Origin of the sequence: Thauera propionica (genome assembly GCF_002245655.1) — a bacterium.
In the GTDB taxonomy this organism is placed as follows: Bacteria; Pseudomonadota; Gammaproteobacteria; order Burkholderiales; family Rhodocyclaceae; genus Thauera; species Thauera propionica.
Map to the genome: position 1 here is coordinate 210346 of NZ_NOIH01000015.1, position 20851 is coordinate 231196.

At 67.5% G+C, this 20851-nt stretch carries 24 protein-coding genes; 15 read left to right on the forward strand and 9 right to left on the reverse strand.

Features of this window, described 5'->3' with window-relative positions:
- Positions 1-234 precede the first annotated feature (234 nt).
- The 4 genes from CGK74_RS13975 to CGK74_RS13990 are packed head-to-tail and all read left to right on the forward strand — an operon-like array spanning position 235 to position 4341.
- Complete coding sequence (locus tag CGK74_RS13975) at positions 235-666, forward strand: DUF2141 domain-containing protein (RefSeq protein WP_094269052.1); 432 nt, start codon at positions 235-237, stop codon at positions 664-666.
- Between the two features lie 20 nt (positions 667-686).
- The gene (locus CGK74_RS13980) at positions 687-1685 is read left to right on the forward strand and encodes an SLAC1 anion channel family protein (protein WP_094269053.1); all 999 of its coding nucleotides are present in this window, start codon (positions 687-689) and stop codon (positions 1683-1685) included.
- A gap of 40 nt (positions 1686-1725) precedes the next feature.
- A complete protein-coding gene (locus tag CGK74_RS13985; RefSeq protein WP_094269054.1) occupies positions 1726-2586 on the forward strand; it encodes an MBL fold metallo-hydrolase in 861 nt (286 codons plus the stop codon).
- Between the two features lie 12 nt (positions 2587-2598).
- On the forward strand, positions 2599-4341 hold the full coding sequence (locus tag CGK74_RS13990; protein ID WP_094269055.1) for a SulP family inorganic anion transporter: 1743 nt from the start codon (positions 2599-2601) through the stop codon (positions 4339-4341).
- Between the two features lie 45 nt (positions 4342-4386).
- Here CGK74_RS13990 and CGK74_RS13995 read toward each other — a convergent pair whose 3' ends face one another.
- Both CGK74_RS13995 and petA read right to left on the reverse strand, forming a co-directional pair.
- A complete protein-coding gene (locus CGK74_RS13995; protein ID WP_094269056.1) occupies positions 4387-4740 on the reverse strand; it encodes a NifB/NifX family molybdenum-iron cluster-binding protein in 354 nt (117 codons plus the stop codon).
- An 85-nt stretch (positions 4741-4825) separates the two neighbouring features.
- A complete protein-coding gene (gene petA / locus CGK74_RS14000; RefSeq protein WP_094269057.1) occupies positions 4826-5419 on the reverse strand; it encodes a ubiquinol-cytochrome c reductase iron-sulfur subunit in 594 nt (197 codons plus the stop codon).
- 511 nt (positions 5420-5930) lie between these two features.
- Here petA and cydP point away from each other — a divergent pair.
- From cydP to CGK74_RS14040, 8 genes are all read left to right on the forward strand, one after another.
- Positions 5931-6128 (forward strand): cytochrome oxidase putative small subunit CydP, encoded by a 198-nt coding sequence (gene cydP / locus CGK74_RS14005; protein ID WP_094269058.1) that lies wholly within the window; start codon positions 5931-5933, stop codon positions 6126-6128.
- Positions 6118-7680 carry a cytochrome ubiquinol oxidase subunit I gene (locus CGK74_RS14010; protein WP_094269059.1) on the forward strand — a complete coding sequence of 521 codons (1563 nt, stop codon included), beginning with the start codon at positions 6118-6120 and terminating at the stop codon, positions 7678-7680. Before cydP ends, CGK74_RS14010 begins: the two co-directional genes overlap by 11 nt.
- Positions 7681-7696: 16 nt before the next feature.
- On the forward strand, positions 7697-8839 hold the full coding sequence (gene cydB, locus CGK74_RS14015; RefSeq protein ID WP_094269060.1) for a cytochrome d ubiquinol oxidase subunit II: 1143 nt from the start codon (positions 7697-7699) through the stop codon (positions 8837-8839).
- 29 nt (positions 8840-8868) lie between these two features.
- Positions 8869-9048 (forward strand): cytochrome bd-I oxidase subunit CydX, encoded by a 180-nt coding sequence (gene cydX / locus CGK74_RS14020; protein WP_094269061.1) that lies wholly within the window; start codon positions 8869-8871, stop codon positions 9046-9048.
- Between the two features lie 19 nt (positions 9049-9067).
- The gene (locus tag CGK74_RS14025; protein WP_094269062.1) at positions 9068-9379 is read left to right on the forward strand and encodes a cyd operon YbgE family protein; all 312 of its coding nucleotides are present in this window, start codon (positions 9068-9070) and stop codon (positions 9377-9379) included.
- Positions 9380-9505: 126 nt separating this feature from the next.
- On the forward strand, positions 9506-10858 hold the full coding sequence (locus CGK74_RS14030; protein ID WP_094269063.1) for an NAD(P)/FAD-dependent oxidoreductase: 1353 nt from the start codon (positions 9506-9508) through the stop codon (positions 10856-10858).
- 13 nt (positions 10859-10871) lie between these two features.
- Positions 10872-11210 carry a hypothetical protein gene (locus CGK74_RS14035; RefSeq protein ID WP_094269064.1) on the forward strand — a complete coding sequence of 113 codons (339 nt, stop codon included), beginning with the start codon at positions 10872-10874 and terminating at the stop codon, positions 11208-11210.
- Positions 11211-11239: 29 nt separating this feature from the next.
- The gene (locus CGK74_RS14040; RefSeq protein ID WP_094269065.1) at positions 11240-11788 is read left to right on the forward strand and encodes a rhodanese-like domain-containing protein; all 549 of its coding nucleotides are present in this window, start codon (positions 11240-11242) and stop codon (positions 11786-11788) included.
- A gap of 180 nt (positions 11789-11968) precedes the next feature.
- On the opposite strand, the gene CGK74_RS14045 is transcribed toward CGK74_RS14040, so the two are convergent.
- The 7 genes from CGK74_RS14045 to CGK74_RS14075 are packed head-to-tail and all read right to left on the reverse strand — an operon-like array spanning position 11969 to position 18262.
- A complete protein-coding gene (locus tag CGK74_RS14045) occupies positions 11969-13357 on the reverse strand; it encodes an ATP-binding protein (RefSeq protein ID WP_206186255.1) in 1389 nt (462 codons plus the stop codon).
- A gap of 14 nt (positions 13358-13371) precedes the next feature.
- Positions 13372-14034, reverse strand: coding sequence for a response regulator (locus CGK74_RS14050; protein ID WP_133091868.1), 663 nt, complete (start codon positions 14032-14034; stop codon positions 13372-13374).
- Position 14035: 1 nt separating this feature from the next.
- The gene (locus CGK74_RS14055) at positions 14036-14698 is read right to left on the reverse strand and encodes a tetratricopeptide repeat protein (protein ID WP_240498728.1); all 663 of its coding nucleotides are present in this window, start codon (positions 14696-14698) and stop codon (positions 14036-14038) included.
- Positions 14699-14712: 14 nt separating this feature from the next.
- Entirely contained in the window at positions 14713-15525 is an 813-nt protein-coding gene (locus CGK74_RS14060) for an SDR family oxidoreductase (RefSeq protein WP_094269067.1), read from the reverse strand.
- Positions 15516-16181 carry an iron-containing redox enzyme family protein gene (locus CGK74_RS14065; RefSeq protein ID WP_240498729.1) on the reverse strand — a complete coding sequence of 222 codons (666 nt, stop codon included), beginning with the start codon at positions 16179-16181 and terminating at the stop codon, positions 15516-15518. Before CGK74_RS14065 ends, CGK74_RS14060 begins: the two co-directional genes overlap by 10 nt.
- Positions 16165-17667, reverse strand: a complete 1503-nt coding sequence (locus CGK74_RS14070; protein WP_094269068.1) for an AMP-binding protein — start codon at positions 17665-17667, stop codon at positions 16165-16167. The genes CGK74_RS14065 and CGK74_RS14070 overlap by 17 nt, the downstream gene beginning before the upstream one ends.
- Complete coding sequence (locus CGK74_RS14075; RefSeq protein WP_094269069.1) at positions 17660-18262, reverse strand: thermostable hemolysin; 603 nt, start codon at positions 18260-18262, stop codon at positions 17660-17662. The genes CGK74_RS14070 and CGK74_RS14075 overlap by 8 nt, the downstream gene beginning before the upstream one ends.
- A 228-nt stretch (positions 18263-18490) precedes the next feature.
- On the opposite strand from CGK74_RS14075, the gene CGK74_RS14080 reads away from it, so the two are divergent.
- The 3 genes from CGK74_RS14080 to yghU all read left to right on the forward strand — a co-directional run bounded on the left by CGK74_RS14080 (position 18491) and on the right by yghU (position 20838).
- The gene (locus tag CGK74_RS14080) at positions 18491-19183 is read left to right on the forward strand and encodes a class I SAM-dependent methyltransferase (protein WP_094269070.1); all 693 of its coding nucleotides are present in this window, start codon (positions 18491-18493) and stop codon (positions 19181-19183) included.
- Positions 19183-19869, forward strand: coding sequence for a lipopolysaccharide kinase InaA family protein (locus tag CGK74_RS14085; protein ID WP_094269071.1), 687 nt, complete (start codon positions 19183-19185; stop codon positions 19867-19869). The genes CGK74_RS14080 and CGK74_RS14085 overlap by 1 nt, the downstream gene beginning before the upstream one ends.
- Positions 19870-19962: 93 nt before the next feature.
- The gene (gene yghU / locus CGK74_RS14090; RefSeq protein WP_094269072.1) at positions 19963-20838 is read left to right on the forward strand and encodes a glutathione-dependent disulfide-bond oxidoreductase; all 876 of its coding nucleotides are present in this window, start codon (positions 19963-19965) and stop codon (positions 20836-20838) included.
- Positions 20839-20851: the final 13 nt, after the last annotated feature.

A 20851-nucleotide genomic window follows, 5' to 3' on the forward strand; every position in this document is an offset into this window, starting at 1 on the left:
TGTCCGCAACCGTCCGCCCCCACGGATGCTGCACGGCCTGTGCCGCACGCAGCCTCAACACCAGCCAGGAACCTGCCCTGGCGCTGCATGGCATGGGGTTTGCTGCGTACAAGCTCCATAGGTCCGCGGGACGCCATCCAATCGACGCAAGCTATCCCGGCAGAGTCCAAAAGCAATTGGACCAATAATTAGCTTTTGCTTATATTCACGCTTCGTGAACACAGGCCCCGAACCATGACTTCCCATTTGCTCGTTTTCCTGCTTTCCGCCTCCGCCGTCGGCGCCGCCATGGCACAGCAGGCCACGCTCGACGTCAATCTGACCGGTATCCAGCATGCGAACGGCACGGTGCGTGTCGGGCTGTACCAGGACCCGAAGACCTTCCGCAAGGAGGCGCAGGCCGTCGCCATACAGCAGGTGCCGGCCAGCGCCGGTACGGTGACGGTGAGCTTCGATGCGCTGCCACCCGGTCGCTACGCGATCATGGCCTATCACGACGAGGACGGTAACGGCGAACTCAACCGCCGTTTCGGCATGTTCCCGACCGAAGGCTACGGCCTGTCGAACAATCCCACCGTGTCCGGCCCACCCGCATTCGCGGACAGTGCCTTCGAACTACCTGCCGGTACGGGCGCTGCCCGGATCAGCATCGACATCCGCTACTGACATCCCTGCAAGGAAGAACGATGAACGCCCCCGCCTCCTCCGCCACACCCGCCGCTGCGCACGACGCGCATGCCGGACGGCTCGCGCATTTCCCGGTCGCCCTGTTCTCCACCGTGATGGGCATGGCGGGCCTCACCATTGCCTGGCTCAAGGCTCATCACACCGGCGGCGTGCCGGTCGAGATCGGCGTCGTGCTGCGCTGGCTGGCGAGTGCGCTGTACCTGTTCCTGCTGGCGATGTACGGCAGCAAGTTGCTGCGACACCCCGAGGCGGTGAAGGCCGATCGCGCCCATCCGATCCGCCTCAACTTCTTCCCCGCCATCTCCATCGGCCTGCTGCTGCTGTCGATCAGCTGGGCGCAGGACGCCCCGGCCGTCGCGCAATGGATGTGGGGCATCGGCGCCGCCGTGCATCTCATGTTCACGCTGTTCGCCATGAGCAGCTGGATCCACCACACCCACTACGACATCAAGCACGCCAACCCGGCCTGGTTCATCCCGGTGGTGGGCAACATCATCGTGCCGATCGCCGGCGTGCGCTTCGCCCCGGCGGACATCAGCTGGTTCTTCTTCAGCATCGGTCTGGTGTTCTGGCTGGTGCTGATGACGATCGTGCTGTACCGCCTGTTCTTCCACGAGCCGCTGCCCGCGCGCCTGACCCCGACGCTCTTCATCCTGATCGCCCCACCCTCGGTCGGTTTCCTCGCCTATGTCGCACTCACCGGCCAGGTCGACGCCTTCGCCCGCGTGCTGTACTTCACCGCGCTGTTCCTGACGCTGCTGCTGGCGAGCAATGCGGTGCGCTTCTTCCGCCTGCCCTTCTTCATCTCGGCGTGGGCCTACTCCTTCCCGCTGGCGGCCATGACGATCGCCACCTTCGAGATGAGTGCGCGCAGCGGCCAGGCCTTCTATGCAGGCTTGTCCTGGATGATGCTCGCGGTGCTGAGCGGCGTCGTCGCGCTGCTGGCCTTCAAGACCCTGCGGGCCGCCAGCCGCGGCCAGATCTGCGTGCCCGAGTGAAACACCCACTCAGCCACGAACCGACATGAGGAGATTTCCCATGCCCCAGGCAGACATCCGGTCCTTTTTCGACGCCGCCACCAACACCGTCACTCACGTCGTGTCCGACCCGGCGACAGCACGCGCTGCGATCATCGACAGCGTGCTCGACTACGACCCCAAGTCGGGACGCACCTCACGGGTCTCGGCCGACGCCGTCATCACCCACGTGCGCGACGCCGGGCTTCAAGTCGACTGGCTGCTCGAGACCCACGCCCACGCCGACCACCTTTCGGCCGCGCCCTACCTCAAGCAGCAGCTCGGCGGCAAGATCGGCATCGGCGCGCATATCCGCCAGGTGCAGGGCGTGTTCAAGGACATCTTCAACGCCAAGGACATGAACACCTACGGCGCCGAGTTCGACCACCTGTTCGAGGACGGCGAGCGCTTCCGCATTGGCGGGCTGGACGTCGAGGTGATGCACACCCCCGGCCATACGCCGGCCTGCCTCACCTACATCGTCGGGCAGGATGCCTTCGTCGGCGACACCCTGTTCATGCCCGACTACGGCACCGCGCGCTGCGACTTCCCCGGCGGAGATGCGGCCACGCTGTTCCGCTCGATCCGCAAGGTGCTGTCGCTGCCGCCCGAGACGCGCCTGCACCTGTGCCACGACTATCCGCCCGACGACCGCGCCCCGGTGTGGGAAACCACGGTGGCCGAGCAGCGGGCGAAGAACATCCACGTCCATGACGGCGTGACCGAGGCCGACTTCGTCGCCATGCGCACCGCGCGCGACCGCACGCTGGCCATGCCGACGCTGATCCTGCCGGCGATCCAGGTCAATGTGCGTGCCGGCAACCTGCCACCGGCCGAGGACAACGGCGTGCATTACCTGAAGATCCCGATCGACCTGCTGTAGGCGCGCCACCCGATGCCCGCGACGACTGCCGCCGCCCCCCGCGCCCTGCTCGCGCGCTGGCACCGCTACCGGCACAGCGCACTGAGCGACGACCTGATCGCGGCGGCGATCGTCACCATCCTGCTGGTACCGCAGAGCCTGGCCTACGCCATGCTCGCCGGCCTGCCACCGGTGGTGGGCGTGATGGCGAGCCTGCTGCCCATCGTCGCCTACGCCGCCTTCGGCTCCAGCAGCAGCCTCGCCGTGGGGCCGGTCGCGGTGCTGGCGATGATGACGGCGCAGGCGGTCGGCGGCGTCGCCGCCGCGCATCAGGTCACGCCACACCTGGCGGCGCTGGTGCTGGCACTGGAGATGGCGGCGGTGTTCCTCGTCGCCGCGCTGTTCCGCCTCGAGACGCTGGCGGCGCTGCTCGGCGCCCCGGTGCTGCACGGCTTCATCACCGGTGCCGCGCTGGTGATCGCGATCGGCCAGCTCCCCGCACTGCTGGGGGTGCAGGCTGGCGGCAGCACGGTAGTCGCACTGTGGCAGTCGCTCGCCGGCGCCAGTCATCCGCTGCCTCATGTGACCACCGCACTCATCGGCGTGCTGGCGCTTGCGCTGCTGTGGGCCCTGCGCCGGCACGGCAGCCCTGTGCTGCAAGGCCTGGGCTTCAGGCCCCGGAGCGCGCAGCTGCTGGCGCGTACCGCGCCCATCGTAGTGGTCGCAGCGTCGATCGCCTGGGTCGCCGGTTTCCCGCACCTGAATGAGGGGGTCGCCCTGTCGGGCGGCATCAGCCTTGGCGAGGGCCTGGCCTTCCCGATGCCGTGGACAGCGCCCTTGCCGGTGTGGCGTGAACTGCTCGCCCCGGCGGTGCTCCTGGGACTGGTGGCGTATGTCGAGAGCCTCGCCGTGGCCGAGGCCCTCGGCGCACGCCGCGGCGAGAAGGTGTCGCCCCGACGCGAACTCTTCGGCCTGGCAGCGGCCAACGCCGCGGCCAGCGTGTCCGGCGGCATGCCGGTCACCGGCGGCTTCGCGCGCAGCATCGTCAACTTCGACGCCGGCGCGCGCACGCGCATGGCCGGCGTATGGACCGCGCTCTTCCTCGCGGTGGCGATCGCGCTGCTGGGCGACGTGCTGCACTACCTGCCGCGCGCCGTACTCGCCGCGACCATCGTCGTGGCCGTGCTGTCGCTGGTGGATTTCGCGCCCTTCGTGCTGGCGTGGCGGTACTCGCGCACCGAGTTCGCCCTGATGCTGATGGTGGCAGTGCTGACGCTGACGGTGGGCGTGAAGGAGGCCTTGCTCGCCGGTGTGGTCGGTGCCGTCGGCCTGCTGCTGCAGCGCACCGCCCGCCCCCACTGGACCGAGGTCGGGCGCCTGGCCGGCACCGACGTGTTCCGCAACGTCAATCGCTTCGAGGTGGAGACGCTGCCGGAGGTCTTGTCGATCCGGGTCGATGAGAGTCTGGTGTTCACCAACTCACGCTGGATCTCCGAGACCCTGTCGTCGGCCCTGGCGCGCCGCCCGAACCTGCGCCACGTGGTGCTGATGATGAGCGGGGTCAATGGTATCGACCTCACCGGCCTCGAGGTCCTGATGCAGCTCGACCGCGAGCTGCGCGCCAAAGGCCTGCAGCTGCATTTCTCGGAACTGAAAGGTCCGGTGCGTGACCGCCTGGACCTGGCCAGGGTGACGGAGTGGCTGTCGGGCCGCATCTTCATGACCCAGGCCGAAGCCTTCAACACCCTCGCCGGACAGTGCCGCAGCGCCCGCTGAGGCGGGCGCTGCGGCCGTGATGCGGCCACCTCAAGGTGCCGCCGCCTAGCAGGCGTGGTCGGCGTGATCGTGGGGCGCCGCGGGCTTTACCACGCCCTGCGTGTAGTCGACGATGGCCTGCAGGGGGTCGGATTCGCCGGTCACGACCAGCTCGATGCCGCGCTGCACCATCCGTTTGCGGAAGCCTTCGCCCGCGCCCGCGGTGATGAGCGCGGTCATGCCGTCGATCGGGTGCCGGTCGCCGCGGAACGTGTGGAAGGCCATCTCCATCGGCAGGTCGAGACGATCGACCTCGCGCGGGGTGCAAGGGCAGCTGATGTCGTAGATGAGAAAGCGCCGGGTCTTGCCGGCGTGTGCGGTGACCGTGCGGAAATTCTGGCTGGTAACGGCGATCTTCATGGTGTGTCTCGATCGATGCGGCGCGCGGCGCCGCACACGCGGGCGCGCGCCGGGGGTTGGAAGGGAAGTGCGGGCCGCCGCCGGCTCAGGCGGTGGTCGAGTCATCCTCGCCGATCAGCACCAGGCTCCCGGACAGCCACTTGTGCGGCGGAATCTCGAGGTTGGTCGGTGCCGGCTGGCTGAGGAACACGCGTCCGGCCAGGTCGAAGATCGAACCGTGGCACGGGCACAGGAACCCGCCGGGCCAGTCCTCGCCGATGCCGCTGGCGGCGCCGGGCGCGAACTTCTCCGACGGCGAGCAGCCGAGGTGCGTGCAGATGCCGATCACCACGAGGTATTCGGGGTTGATCGACCGATGACGATTGGCAGCGTAGTCGGGCTGCTGCGGCTCCGCCGACGCGGGGTCGACCAGCCGGGGCTCGTGCCCTTCCAGACTGGCCAGCATCTCGGCCGTGCGGCGCAGGATCCACACCGGCTTGCCACGCCACTCGACGGTCATCATCTCGCCCGCGGCGAGCTTGCTGACGTCGGCCTCGACGGGCGCGCCAGCGGCGCGGGCCCTTTCGGACGGCGTCAGGCTGGCGACGAAGGGAATGGCGGTGGCCGCGGCGCCGACAGCGCCGGCAGCGGAAGTCGCGATCAGTAGCCGACGACGATCCTTCTTCAGGGTGTCTGACATGTTCTGCGTCTCCGGGATGGGGTGTGCGCAGTGCGCAGAGGAAAAGAGAAGCGGAGCCGGTGGAGTCCATCGGGCCGTCGCCACGGGGGGTTATGACCGTAGAGGGGGGACGATCTTGGTGGCGACCACGACACGACTCCGCTTCTGCGAATCCAGTAAGCAACGCCCATGCCAATCCGTAAAAGCCCAGCGTTCAGGCGGATTCCCGGCGAAATGGACGACGCTGCTTGACCGCCAAGACTGCCATCCGAGGCAGCGATTGGCACTCAACTGCCAGATTGACGTCCGGCCGGTCGCAAGCCCGGCGATGCGCGCGCCCGTCTCCCGGCTCCGCCACAGTCAGCCAAATAGGCAGTGCTAGCGGCAGCATGACTGCCATGCTGACAGCGACCAGCACAGCTTCTGTGTCCGACTGCCGGACCGATGTTTTTGATTTACCTCAAAAAACAAACGGCCCCATCGCGCTGGCACGACACTTGTTAATGGACAACCAGACAACCGGAGCGCCCTCATGAAGCCGTCCGACCAAGGCCTGTTGCGTCATCTCACCCTCGTCGTCGTGATCAAGCTCGCGCTGATCACCGCGCTGTGGTGGGCGTTCATCCGCGACGCAAAGGTGACAGTCGACCCCGGCGCCATGGCTGCGCAGGTGGTTGCCCCGGCAAGCACAAAACAACACACGACATCTGGAGAAACCCATGGTCAGTGAGCAACTCGTCGACCTGTCGCGGCTGCAGTTCGCCGCCACGGCGATGTACCACTTCCTTTTCGTGCCGCTCACGCTCGGCATGGTGTGGATGCTGGTCATCATGGAAAGCGTCTATGTCATGACCGGCAAGACGATCTACAAGGACATGACCCGCTTCTGGGGCAAGCTGTTCGGCATAAACTTCGCGCTGGGCGTCACCACCGGCATCACGCTGGAGTTCCAGTTCGGCACCAACTGGGCCTACTACTCGCACTACGTGGGCGACATCTTCGGTGCGCCGCTGGCGATCGAGGGTCTGATGGCCTTCTTCCTCGAATCGACCTTCATCGGCCTGTTCTTCTTCGGCTGGGACCGCCTGTCGCGCCAGCAGCACCTGCTGGTCACGATCCTGATGGCGGTGGGCACCAACCTGTCGGCGCTGTGGATCCTGATCGCCAACGGCTGGATGCAGAACCCGGTGGGTTCCGAGTTCAGCTACGAGACGATGCGCATGGAACTCACCGACTTCTGGGCGGTGGTGTTCAACCCGGTGGCGCAGGGCAAGTTCGTGCATACGGTGTCGGCGGGCTACGTGACCGGCGCGATGTTCGTGCTGTCGATCTCGGCCTGGTACCTGCTGCGCGGGCGCGATGTGGAGTTCGCCAAGCGCTCGTTCCGCATCGCGGCCGCCTTCGGCTTCGCCTCGATCTGCTCGGTGATCGTGCTCGGCGACGAGTCCGGCTACGCGCTGGGCGAAGCGCAGCAGACCAAGCTGGCGGCGATGGAGGCGATGTGGGAGACCGAACCGGCCCCGGCCAGCTTCAACGTCATCGCGCTGCCCAACGAAGCCGGGATGAAGAACGACTTCGCCATCCACATTCCCTGGGTGATGGGCCTCATCGGCACGCGCTCGCTGGACAAGGAGCTGCCCGGTCTCAACCAGATCTATGCACTGAATCGCGAGCGCGTGACGGTGGGCGTTGAGGCGGTGAAGCTGCTCGAGGCGCTGCGCAAGAACCCGCAGGACGCGGCACTGCGTGAGGCCTTCGACAAGGTCAAGGCCGACCTCGGCTTCGGCCTGCTGCTCAAGAAGTACGTCGCCTCGATGGACGACGTCACCCCCGAGCTGATCGACCGCGCCGCACGCGACACGCTGCCCAAGGTGGCGCCGCTGTTCTGGACCTTCCGCATCATGGTGGCGCTGGGCTTCGCGATGCTGGCGCTGTTCGGCCTGGCCCTGTGGTACTCGATCAAGGGCGACTTCGCCCAGCGGCCGTGGCTGCTCAAGTGGGCGCTGTGGTTCCTGCCGATGCCGTGGCTGGCCTGCGAGATGGGCTGGTTCGTGGCCGAGTACGGCCGCCAGCCCTGGACGATCTACGGTGTGCTGCCCACCCACCTGTCGGTGTCCACGCTGACGGTGGAAAGCCTGTACGGCTCGCTGGCTGGCTTCGTCGGCTTCTACACCCTGCTGCTGATCGTCGAGATGTACCTGATGGTGAAGTTCGCCCGCCAGGGCCCGGGCAGCCTGGGCACCGGCCGCTACATGAACGAAACCCACCACGCCCACGCCTGATCCCGGAGCGGACATCATGATCTTCGACTACCCGACCCTGAAACTCATCTGGTGGCTGCTGGTGGGCGTGTTGCTCGTCGGCTTCGCCATCATGGACGGCCACGACATGGGCGTGGGCACGCTGCTGCCCTTCGTCGGCAAGAACGACGAGGAGCGCCGCGTCGTCATCAACACCGTCGGCCCGCACTGGGACGGCAACCAGGTGTGGTTCATCACCGGCGGCGGCGCCATCTTCGCCGCCTGGCCGATCGTCTATGCGACCGCCTTCTCGGGCTTTTACTGGGCAATGCTGGCGGTGTTGTGGGCGCTCTTCTTCCGCCCGGTGGGCTTCGACTACCGCAGCAAGATCCACAATGCCACCTGGCGCAGCACCTGGGACTGGGGGCTCTTCATCGGCGGGGCGGTGCCGCCGCTGATCTTCGGCGTCGCCTTCGGCAACCTGCTGCAGGGCGTGCCCTTCCACTTCGACGACACCCTGGTGCCCTATTACACCGGCTCGTTCTGGGGCCTGCTCAATCCGTTCGCCTTGCTGGCCGGCGTGGTGAGCACGGCGATGATCACCTTCCACGGCGCGATCTACCTCGCACACCGCACCGAGGGCGACATCCAGCGCCGTTCGATCACCGCCGCGCTGATCTTCGGCGTGCTGATGCTGGTCGGCTTCACCGCCGCCGGGCTGTGGATCGCCAACGGCAGCATCGGCTACGCCATCACCTCGGCGGTGGACACCGCTGCGCTGCCGAACCCGCTTGCCAAGACGGTCGAACTGCAGCCCGGCGCCTGGCTAACCAACTACGACAAGGCGCCGCTGACGATGCTGGTGCCGGCGCTGGGCTACGCCGGCGGCATCGCCGCGCTGTTGCTGGTGTGGAAGGGCCGCACCCTGGCCGCCTTCGTCGCTTCGTCGTTCGCCATCGTGGGCGTGATCGGCACCGCCGGCGTGTCCATGTTCCCCTTCGTGATGCCCTCCTCCACCGTGCCGGGCGCCAGCCTCACGGTGTGGGATGCGGTCTCGAGCCATCGCACGCTGGGCATCATGTTCTGGGCCACGCTGATCTTCATGCCGATCATCGTCGCCTACACCAGCTGGGCCTACAAGGTGATGGCCGGCAAGGTCACGGCCGCATACATCCGCGAGAACGAGCACTCCGCGTACTGAACACGCGCGAACCGAACAAGGAGAACGACATGTGGTATTTCGCCTGGGTCCTGGGCATCGGCTTCGCCGTGCTGCTGGCCATCCTCAACGCCCTGTGGGGCGAGAATGAAGAAGCGCGCGAAGAGGCACGCGACCAAGCGCACGCCGATGCACTGCGCCACGCACGTCTTGCCGATCCGGCTCGCCCGAACGGCAGCGGCGCGCACTGAGAGCGGCAAGGAGGCCACGATGAACACGAAGGTCGCCCCCCGCCCGGCCGCCGCGCCGACCGGTGGCATCCGCCTGCTGCCGCTGCTGGCCGCCATCGCGATCATGCTCGGCATCACCGCCTGGCCCACCGCCCTCTCCGGTCCGCAGGGCGGTGCGGACCACTGGGCCGCCATGGCCCTGTTCTGGGCCATGAGCGCGGGCTTCGTGCGCGGCGTCGGCTTCGTGCCGCGACACCTGGCCTGGCGCCTGATGTTCTCGAGTGCCGCCTGCCTGCTCGGCATCGCCCTGGCCGTCATACGCCTCGCTTTCCTGCAGGGCGGCGCTATGTGACCTCGGTCACATAGCCCTGCTTGCAGCGTGGCTATTTGAGTCTTTACTTATATGATTGAAAAGGCAGCAACGATAAAACCGGCGCCGTGCGCACCGCACAGGCCCCTGACCGGGAAGGAGAGACAGATGTCCCACACGCCTGAAACCCCCTGCGTAGCACCCGACGTCGACGAGACGCGACGTCGCCTGCTGTTTGGCGCATCCGTGCTGCCGGTCGTCGCCGGCAGCGGCCTGACCGTGGCCGCCCAGCCCGCCCAGGCTGCGCTGAAGACCTCGGCCCGCATCGTCATCGCCGGCAGCGGCCTGGGTGGCCTTGCGATTGCCAACCGCCTGTCGCGCGAGCTGGACGGCGCGAAGATCACGATCATCGACCGCAAGGAAATCCACAACTACCAGCCCGGCTACACCCTGGTGGCCACCGGCATCTGGCCGGTCGGCAAGGTCAGCGACCGCAATGCCGACCTGGTGCCTGCCGGCGTGGAATGGGTGCGCGAGATGGTGGCCGAGTTCGACCCCGAGGCCAATGCAGTCGTCACCGACAGCGGCAAGCGCATCGAGTACGACTACCTGGTGGTGGCCACCGGCCTGCATCTGGACTTCGCCCAGATCGAAGGCATGGACGTTGCCGCCATCGGCACCAACGGTCTGGGCTGCGTCTACCCCAGCCCGGAGGCGGCCCAGGCCACCTGGATGGCGATGGACCGTTTCCGTCAGCAGGGCGGTCACGCGCTGATGACCCTGCCCGCCACGCCGCTCAAATGCGCCGGCGCGCCCCTGAAGATGACCTTCATGATCGCCGACCGCCTGAAGCAGGCCGGCACGCGTGCGGCCTCGAAGATCGACTTCCACTCCGCGCTGGGCAACATCTTCAGCGTGCCGCGCATCAACGAGGAAGTCCTCCGCCGCTGGGCCGAACTGGACATCCCGGTCACCTTCAACAGCAAGTTGGTGGCGGTCGACATCGGCTCGCGCCGCGCCACGGTGACCAGCCCGGAAGGCGAACGCACCGAAATCGACTACGACTTCATCCATGTCGTGCCGCCGATGCGCGCACCCGACTCGGTGAAGAACAGCCCGCTGTCATGGAAGGAAGGCGGTTTTGCCGCCGGCGGCTGGTTGGAGGTCGACCCCAAGACCCTGCGCCACCGCCGCTTCCCCAACGTCTTCGGCATCGGCGACATCAACGGCACCGCCAAGGGCAAGACCGCCGCGACGGTCAAGAAGAGCGCGCCGCTCGTGGCGCAGCACCTGATCGAGGTGATCGCCGGCCGCGAGCCCTCGCTGGTCTTCGACGGCTACACCTCGTGCCCGCTGCTGCTGCGCGAAGGCTCGGCGCTGCTGATCGAGTTCGACTACGAGAACAACCTGACGCCCTCGCTGCCCATGATCGATCCGCTGCAGGACAGCTACTTCGCCTGGGTCATGAAATACCGCCTGCTCAAGCCCGCCTACATGGCCGTGGCCAAGGGCCGGGTCTGAGGGGAGAGACGACATGTACGAAATCTGGCTGACCCTGAACATCCTGTTCGAACTCGGCATGCAGTACCTGCCCGCCGTCATCGGCACCGTCGTGCTGTGGCTGGCGCTGATGATCTTCGCCGCCACCCGGCCGGGCGCCGGCTGGAAAAAGGCCATCGCCCCGGCCTTCGTCATCGGCATCATCGCCACGGCGATCACCTTCTTCATCACCCCGGCCATGACCAAGTCGTCCTTCGCCAACATGGGCTACTGGGTGGACTGGATGAACCTGTTCTTCTACGCCGCCGCCTTCGGCGCCGTCGCGGCCGCGCTGGCCTGGCCGATTGCAGCCAGCCTGCGCCGCACAGCCTGACCCCCAACCCATCAGTGGAGGCCCCCCAGATGAAAAAGCTCCTGATCGCCGTAGCCATCGGCTTCGCCAGCCTCACCGCCCATGCGGCCGACATCGGCATCTCGGCGACTGATACCTACGCCAAGATCCAGAAGGCCGAACCGAACGTGCTGCTCATCGACGTCCGCGACCCGGTCGAGATCATGTTCGTCGGTTTTAGCGACGCGGTGCACGCGAACGTGCCCTTCATGCTGGTCGACCGTACGCAATGGAATGCGGAGAAGGGGGTGTTCCGCCTCTACCGCAATCCGGACTTCGTTAACCAGGTGAAGCTGGAGCTCGCCAAGCGCGGCCTGAGCGCCGACGCCGAGATCATCACCATGTGCCGTTCAGGGAGCGAGCGTGGCGAACCGAGCGCCGCCTTCCTGCGCGAGAGCGGCTTTGCCAACGCGCGCTACGTCATCAACGGCTTCCAGGGCGACGCGATCAAGGAAGGCTCGCAGGCCGGCTTCCGCCTCAAGAACGGCTGGCAGAACAGCGGCCTGCCGTGGTCGCCCAAGATGAACGCGGACAAGGTCTATCGCATCGACCATCGCTGACCGCGCGAAGACGCCCACCCCAGCAAGTCCGGCCCTCTGCCGGGCTTTGCTTATCTGGACGATCGGCTCCACTCCTTCCGCCCGCGCCAATCCCCGCTACCGTCTCGCCGACGGGGTCGCCGAAGACTGCGCGTGAGCGCCACCGCCCGACTGGCCACCCTGGAACTGAGGGGCGGCGGATCAAGCACCAGCCGGGGCCGCGTCCCGGTCCGCCCTGACGAGGCCGCACAGCCGGGCTGCGAACCCGCCCGTCGCAAGGTTCCGGGCAGAGAAGTGTCCCCCGTGTAATTCCATGATGCGAGACACGATCGCGAGGCCCAGGCCGCTGCCCTCGGCCAGCGCGTCGCGCCCCCGGACGAAGCGCTCGCCTAGGCGCGCGATCAGCTCGTCCGGCACGCCCGGACCATCGTCCTGCACGGACAGACAGACGCGGCCGCCCTCCTCGTCTTCCTGGCGGATCACGATCGTGCTTCCGGCAGGCGTATAGCGGATCGCATTGTCGATCAGGTTGCGCAAGGCGATGCCCAACAGATCGGCGTCGCCGAACACGCGGGGCGCCGATTGCGGCAGTTCGTGCCGAACCGTCTGCGTCAGCGCGGGATTGGCGGCAAGGACGTTGGCAAGCGTGCCTTCGACCAGCGGCAGCAGGTCGAGGGGCTGCGGATTGGGCAGCACGTTCAGGGGATCGAGCCGTGCGAGGCGCAGGAGTTGCTCGACCAGGCGGGTCGCGCGGTCCACACCGCTCTCGATCTGGCCCAGTGCACGTGTCGTCTGCGCGGCATCGCGGCTGAGCCGTGCAACCTGGGTCTGCACCTTGATGGCGGCCAGCGGTGTCCGCAATTCGTGTGCCGCGTCGGAGGTGAAGCGGCGCTCGTTGTCCAGCGCCCGTGCCACGCGCAGCAACAATCGGTTGATGGCCGCAACCAGCGGTCCGACCTCGTTGGGGACGTCCTCGCGGGACAAGGCGGCCAGGTTGTCCGCGCTGCGCGACGCCACGTCCCGAGCCAGCCGGTTGAGCGGATCGAGCGCCTTCACGACCGACACATAGATCAGCAGCAGCAGCACCGGCGTGATGATCGCCAGCGGCAAAACGGTCTGCCCCGCCACCTCGAGCGCGGCACGGTCCCTGAGACCGATCGACTGCGAAACCTGCACACGGTGCCGCCCGTCACCCGACACCACGTTGAGGACTCGCCACGAGCCGTCCTTGCGCAGGATGTCGCTGTAGCCCGGCACCCCGAGCACGGGCAGATCCGGCGCCCCGATCGAGCGCGCAAGGATGGTGCCATCCCCCAGGCAGAGCTGAAACTCGAGTGGAGGCTCATAGACGTTGTCGGCCGCCCCCCTCACCGTGGCGAGGCGGCCGGCGAGCTCCCCCAGATCGTCCTCGTTGTCCTGGGTGATCGCCAGGAGCAGACGGCCCGTCTGCGCGAGGTTGCCATCCATCAGCTCCTCGGCCTCATGCTGCGCCTTCGTGTAGCTGAACCAGGCCGTGAGCAACCACAGCAGCAGCACTGCGACGGACACCGCCGCCAGCAATCGCCAGCGCAGCGAGGCCGTTCCTGCCAACAGGCGCCCTCGCCTCACCCCTCTCCCCCAAGCTGATAGCCCAGTCCCCTGACAGTGCGGATGAAATCGGCACCGAGCTTCTTGCGCAGGTGGTGGATATACACCTCGACCGTATTGCTGCCGGTCTCGTCCCCCCAGGCGTACAGGCTCTCCTCGAGCTGCGCGCGGCTCCGGATATGGTTGGGGTGACTGAGGAGGTCATGGAGCAAGGCATACTCGCGCGCCGAGAGCATCACCTCGCAGCCGTCGGCGGTCACGCGCTTGGTCGAGGGGTCGAGCACGACACCACGATGCTCGAGTACCGGGCGCGCCGAGCCGCTCGCCCGCCGGATCAAGGCACGGAGCCGCGCCTGCAGTTCGCCAAGGTCAAAGGGTTTGGTGAGGTAATCGTCGGCGCCCGCATCCAGCCCGCCGATCTTGTCCTCCCGGGTATCACGCGCGGTCAGCACCAGCACTGGCGTACGGTCCCCCGCGCGGCGCGTTTCCTTCAACACCGCAACGCCGTCCTTGCCCGGCAGGCCGAGATCGAGGATGCAGGCCTCGTAACTGTGGCCGGCCAGCGCATGCAGCGCCTGCTCGCCGTTGCGCACCCAGTCGACGGCATAGGCGTCGAGCTCCAGCCCCGCCCGTATCCCGTCCCCGAGCAGGGCGTCGTCTTCGACCAGCAAGATCCTCACATCAGTTCCCTTCCCTGGCGGCTCGAGCTAGCAGGGCACGGATCTCGCGCTGGCGCCCCGCATCCGCAAGCGCACGCCCGGGGCGAGCAGGCGCGTTGAGCGCCCGCTCCAGAAACACTCGCCCCTCCGAGATCCGTCCTGTCTCGATCAGATACTCGCCATAGAAGTAGTTCGGGTCAATCCCGTCCGGGTTGATGGCCAGCGACTTCTTGAACAGCGCCTCAGCCTGCGCCTTGTCGCCGAAGCCGAGCGGCCAGCCGGGCACCTTCGCATAGAGCGTCGCCAGACTGGTGTAGGCGGAGCCGTCGAGCGCGCGCTCGTCGAGCTTGAGGCTTTCCTCCAGCAAGGCCTTCGCATCCTTGGCGAGCGACAGGGCCCCGAGCCCGCCACGCGCCCCGGCCTCGCTGGACAGAACGATCCCTTCCCAGATCAGCACCGCCGCTTCGTTGGGATGGGTCTCCGACACTTGATGGGCCTGTTCGGCAAGGCTGCGGTAAAGCTGCGCCTGCTCCTTGGCGGGCTGCTGGTACTTGATCTCGGCCCAGCGCGCCTGGATGGGTGCGACCAGCGCTTCGGGTGCACCCGCCTCCTGGGCCGCGGCGGGCAGACCAAAAGTGAGCGCCGCAGCGAGCAGCATTCGGCGCAGAACGACGGTGGATGTCATCGGTGGTTTCCTTGTCATGATTGAATGAGTTCGGCGGCGATCGTCCGATCGCCGGCATGCCGCTTGATGGTGGCCAACTTGCCGCGCAGGCCGCGATCGACCAGCGCGGGCGCACATCCGTTGAGCCAGGCGAAGAGACGTTCGGGCTGGCCGACAACGCGCTCGGCGCACCCATCCTCGATGGCGGCGAGCACGACGCCGGCGACCTCTTCAGGCGCGTCACTGGCGTTGCCGAGTTCGGCATTGAGCTGCCTGACCGCCAGCGAGTTGAGCGCGGTGTCGATTGCCCGCGGGGCCACATGGACGACACGCACCCCCGTATCGGCCAGCTCGCGCCGCAGTGCCTGGGAGAAGGCGCGCAGCCCGGCCTTGGCGGCCGAGTAGGCGGCGAAACCCGCGAACGGAATGCTGCCGAATGCGGAGCCGATGTTCACGACCACGGCCGCGGGTTGCGTGCGCAGCGAAGGCAGCAGGGCCTGCGTCAGCCTGACAGGCACCGCGAGATTCGTCGTGAGGATGCGTTCGACCTCGCCCCAGCCCTGCTCTTCGAACAGGCCGAAGCCCCCGATGCCGGCATTGTTGACCAGCACGTTGGCGCCGAAATGGCGGGCGGCGGCGGCAAGGCGATCGACGCCATCGGTAGCGGTGAGGTCGGTGGCCAGCACGCTGCATGGCCCATTCACACTGCAGGCAAGCCGTTCAAGGCGCGCGGGGTCGCGGGCGGTGAGCAGCAGCGATGCCCCGCCCTTGGCCAGCTTGCGCGCCAGTGCCTCGCCCAGCCCCCCGGTAGCGCCGGTGAGGACGACGCGCGCATCCGTCAGCAGCATGATCCGCCCTCGCTCGGCAGCGCACGGAACACATCGCCGTACAACTTGAAGAACACGCGTGCGGCATGGACAACGTCCGCCTGATCCTCGGGCGCCATGCGCTCGAGCAGATTCGCCAGGTGCTGCGTGTGCGCCTGGTCGAGCGTGCCATGCGAGCGCAGGTAGGAGAAGGCAGCATCCGGCAGGCCAAGCGCCGCCTGGATGCGATCGGCGGCCGTCAACGCGAGCGCGACACTGGTGCCCTCGAGCACGAAGACCATGCCGAAGAAGGCCGCCGGATTGCGGCGGCTGATCAGGTCGTACGCGTAGGCCACCATCACCTCCGCCGGGAGATCGGGCAGGCCGGCACGAACGGCCTCCGCATCGCCGCCTGCGGCACGGATGTCGTTGAGGATCCACTCCTCGTGGCCGATCTCTTCCTCGATGTACTCGGCCACCGCCTTGCGCATCCAGCCCTGCCGTTCCGGCAACCGGCCGCCCAGACTCATCAGCAGTGGCGCGGTGTGCCTGACGTGGTGATAGGCCTGGGTGAGGAAGGAGATATAGGCCTCGCGGCTCACCCGGCCCGCCAGGCAGTCCACGATGATCGGTGCGGTGACGAGATGCTGGCGCGCTTCGTCGGTCTTCAGGCGAAGCTGCTCATAGAAGGACATCATTGGCTTCCTTGTCGTTGGTTTGCGTTTCGTCAGATGAGGCGGCGTAAAGCGCGTCGATCTGTGTTGAATGGTGTTCGATAACCCGTGCACGCACGGGGCGGCCATTGCCCGTCGCCAGGCCGTTCTCGAGCGTGAAGGACGGCACCCTCAACCAGCGGCCAACGCGTGCGTAGTCGGGCAAGGCGGCATTGACACGGTCGATCAGCGCCGCGAGGGCAGCGGAATCGGCACCCGGCGACGGAACGATCAGCGCGGCGAGCTGCGGCCGGCCATCGCCGACGACCACGGCCTGAGCCACGCCGGCATCGGCCAGCAGCAGGGACTCGACCCATTCGGGCGAAACGTTGCGTCCGTAGGCGGTGATCAGCAAGTTTCCGCGCCGACCGTCGAGATGGAGATGGCCGCGGTCGTCGAGATGTCCGAGGTCGCCGCTCGCGAATGCGCCGCAAGCGGCCCGTTCGCCGCCGACGTAGCCGAGGAAGGCACGCGCCTGCACCACGACCTCGCCCTCGCGCACCGACAGCTGCACATGCGGCAGAGGGGAACCGGCATCCTCGCCATCGTCGCCCGGCACATTCAGGCTCACGACGGATCCGGCCTCGGTGAAGCCGTAGCCCTGGTAGGCGGGAATGCCACGCGACCGTGCAAGCTCGAGCAGCCCGGCGGCAACACGTACGCCGCCCACGGCGACAAAACGCAGGCCCGCGCTCGCCGACCGCGCGTGGGCGGAGAGCCAGAGGCTCCAGACCTTCAGTAGTTCGGGGACGAGGATGAGGCTCGACACGTCACTTTCGCGCACGACCGCATCCAGCCGCGCCGGATCGAAGCCCGCGCCGCCTTGCCAACCCATCTCGCCAAGCGGCGGAAGATGGACGGTGATGCCACGCAGCAGCGCCGCATGGACGCCCGCCACGTTCTCCAGCAGCAGAGCCAGCGGCAACACGGCCAGATGGCGATCGAGCCCCAGTGTCAGCGTCGCCTCGCCAACGGCGGTGGCCGTGTCGAGCAAGCCCTCGCGCGACAGGCATACCCCTTTGGGCGCGCCCGTGCTGCCGGAGGTAAAGGAGATCTTCGCCGTGCCCTCGGGCAAGGCGACCGCCGGAACGACCCGCCGCATCCAGTGCAGCCCCTGCCACCGCCCGGTGTGGCAGAAACCGAGATCGAGCGCGCCGATACGCTCCGGCGTGTCGGTGATGACCGTGTCCGCCGCGCTGTGCTCGAGCGCATGGCGCAACTGCGCCTGCGTGAAGAAGGCCGGCAGCGGCAGATGCACCTTGCCCGCAAGCTGGATGCCGAGATCGGCCATCACCCATGCCGGCCCGTTGTCGGCAAGCACGGCGACCACTTTCGAATCGGCAAGCCGCGGCTGCAGCGCACGCAGTTCGTCCGCGATCTCGGCCGAGTGCCAGCACCGCAGTCCGGCGACGAGCAGGGGGGCACCCTTGTCGTGGGACGCGAGCACGTCGAGCCAGGAGAACTCAGCCACGTTCGCTCCCCTTGTCGAGCGCCATGCGAATTCTCCCTGCCACGACGACCGGCCGGGTGTCGTAATAGCGGCCCCAGGCCAGCGCCTCGTTCCCGAGCCGTTCGGGATCAGCCTGGGCCAAAGCCAGCGGCGGAAGGCCGAGGCGGCGGAAGATGCCGATCAACTCGCTCGTCGCGGTGAACACCACCCACTCGAAACCGAGCAGATCGAGATGCGCCGCGAGCAGCAGGATCAGGTCCACGCTGCTGCCCGGGCGCTCCGCCGCCAGGTTGCCGACCTCGACGATGCGTTCGCGCGGCACGGCCTGCCCGGCCAGCCGGCCGATCTCGTGCTCGATGGGCGCATCGAGGTAACGCTCCAGAAAGAGCCCCTCTTCGGCCGCGCTTCGCCAGCCCACCGCGGCCCGCGAACGCGCGTCCTGCTCGAGCAGCATGAGGTTCGGCGCGAACGCAGGCACGTCGGCCGCGTAGGCATGCCTGAAGGTCGCCCTGATGAATGCCTCGGCGGCATGGCGACGGGGGTGTCCCGCTACCACGTGCGACACTGACGGGCCATGGGACAAGCGGTTGAAGCGACGTTGAAGTGCGCCAGACATAATGGTCCTTGGAAACGAGTTGCCGCCAAGGTAAGGAGCGAGGATTAATCCACGCTTAAGTGGGCCGCCACGGGCGTCCGTGTCCAGCGCGGCCTGCCCCGAGCGGGATCGCACCGCTTGCGCGCTGCCCCGCCCCGGGAACCTGCCGATGCCCGCTTAAGCTCGACTTAAGCTGCGTTGTCCACCCTTGCGCTCCAGAACATTGCTCTTCCCTCTGGAGACTCCCACATGCAGTCGAACAAGGCGCCCGTCAGGCTGGCGTTCTCGGACAAGTATGACGACACCCACGCGGTGCAGTATTTCGCCAAGCATCAGGACGGCCTGGCGCGGCGCCTCTCCCACTGGCGCGACGTCCAGCTCGCACGCAAGGCACTCGCACAGGCCGGCGCCCCGCGGCAGGTGCTGGATCTGCCCTGCGGCGCGGGGCGCTTCTGGCCGCTGCTGGCCGAGGACCCGCAGCGCGAGATCATCGCCGCCGACAACGCCGAGGCAATGCTGTCCACGGCGCTCGCGAACCAGCCGGCGGACGTCGTGGCGCGGGTTAAACCGCTCAGGACCTCGGCCTTCGCCATCGACCTTCCCGATGCTGCAGTCGACAGCATCTTCTGCATGCGCCTGCTCCACCACATTCGCGAACCTGAGCACCGGCTGGCGATGCTGCGCGAGTTCCATCGCGTCACGCGCGACAGCGTGATCGTCTCGCTCTGGGTCGATGGAAACTACAAGGCCTGGAAGCGCAACCGGCTGGAGCAGCGCCGGGCCCGCGCGGGGCGCACGTCCGCCAACGCCAACCGCTTCATCGTTGCGCGCGGAGTGATCGAGGCCGAGTTCGCCAAGGCGGGCTTCGTCATCCAGAACCACTTCGATTTCCTGCCCCGCTATGCGATGTGGCGCGTGTACCTGCTGCGGAAGTCGGGGTGATGATGCAGTTCGGCATTCCTTGCAGTGCGGACGCGGAGTTCGAGCGTTGGTGGCGGGCCGACGGTGAATGGGTCGAAGCGCCGAACGTTCGCCGCGGCGGCAACAGCGGCGTGCAGCGCGTGACCGATGCCTCGGGCCGCTGCCTGTATGTGAAGCGCCAGACCGGACACCTGTACCGAACCGTGCGCCACCCCTTCGGCAGGCCGACCGTGCTGCGCGAGGCAACGGCGCTGCAGGCCCTTTCGGCACTCGACATCCCGGTGCCGGTGCTCGACTACTGCGGCGCGCGGCGCGACACGGGCCAATGGGCTGCAGTGCTCGTCACGCGCGCCCTGGACGGCCATCAGAGCCTGGATCGATGGTATGCCGAGCCGCGCGACGAAGCCTTGCGCAAGACGGTCCTCGACGAACTCGCCCGCCTGCTCGCACGCATGCATCGCGCGCACTGGCAGCATGGCTGCCTCTACGCCAAGCACATCTTCGTGCGCGAACGGCCGCAAGCCGAACTGCCGAACGTCGCCCTGCTCGATCTCGAGAAGGCACGTCTCCGGCTGTCCGCCAGCCGCGCCTCGAAGCACGATCTGGCCCAGTTGAGCCGCCACCGCGCGCCCATGCCCGACCAAGACTGGCGCACCTTCCTCGCGTCCTATCAGGCCGCACACCGCAAGCTGGGCATGCGCCCCTGAAGGAGACGACGCGCTGATCTCCACCGCCGCCGATGCAGCCCGGGGTTCCGCACTCTATGATGCAGCCTTGAGGACAATCCACGCGGAGGCTCCATGTCGAACACCCCCGATTACACCCCGCCCAAGGTCTGGACCTGGACCAAGCCGAGCGGCGGCCATTTTGCGAGCATCAACCGCCCCGTCGCCGGCGCGACGCACGACCATGCCCTGCCGCGGGGCCGGCACCCGCTGCAGCTCTATTCGCTCGCCACGCCCAACGGCGTGAAGGTGACGGTGATGCTGGAAGAACTGCTCGCCGCCGGGCACAGCGGCGCCGAGTACGACGCCTGGCTGATCCGCATCAACGAGGGCGACCAGTTCGGCAGCGGCTTCGTCGATGTGAACCCGAACTCCAAGATCCCCGCCCTGCTCGACTGCAGCGGGCCGGAGCCGGTGCGGGTGTTCGAATCCGGCGCCATCCTGCTGTATCTGGCGGAAAAATTCGGCGCCTTCGTGCCGACCGACCCCGCCCGGCGCGCCGAGTGCCTGTCGTGGCTGTTCTGGCAGGTGGGCAGCGCGCCCTACCTGGGCGGCGGCTTCGGCCACTTCTACGCCTACGCGCCGAGCAAGATCGAGTACGCCATCGACCGCTTCGCGATGGAAACCAAGCGCCAGATGGACGTTCTCGACCGCCGGCTGGCCGAACACCGATACGTGGCCGGCGACGAATACACCATCGCCGACATGGCGATCTGGCCCTGGTACGGCGGCATGGCCAAGGGCCTGCTTTACGACGCCGGCGAGTTCCTGCAGGTGCAGGACTACCGCAACGTCGTCCGCTGGGCCGACGAAATCGCCGCGCGCCCTGCGGTGCAGCGCGGGCGCATGGTCAACCGCGTGATGGGCCCGCTGGACAGCCAGTTGCACGAGCGCCACGACGCCGGCGACTTCGACACCCGCACCCAGGACAAGCTGCAGCCCGCGGCCTGACTGCCGCCGCCAT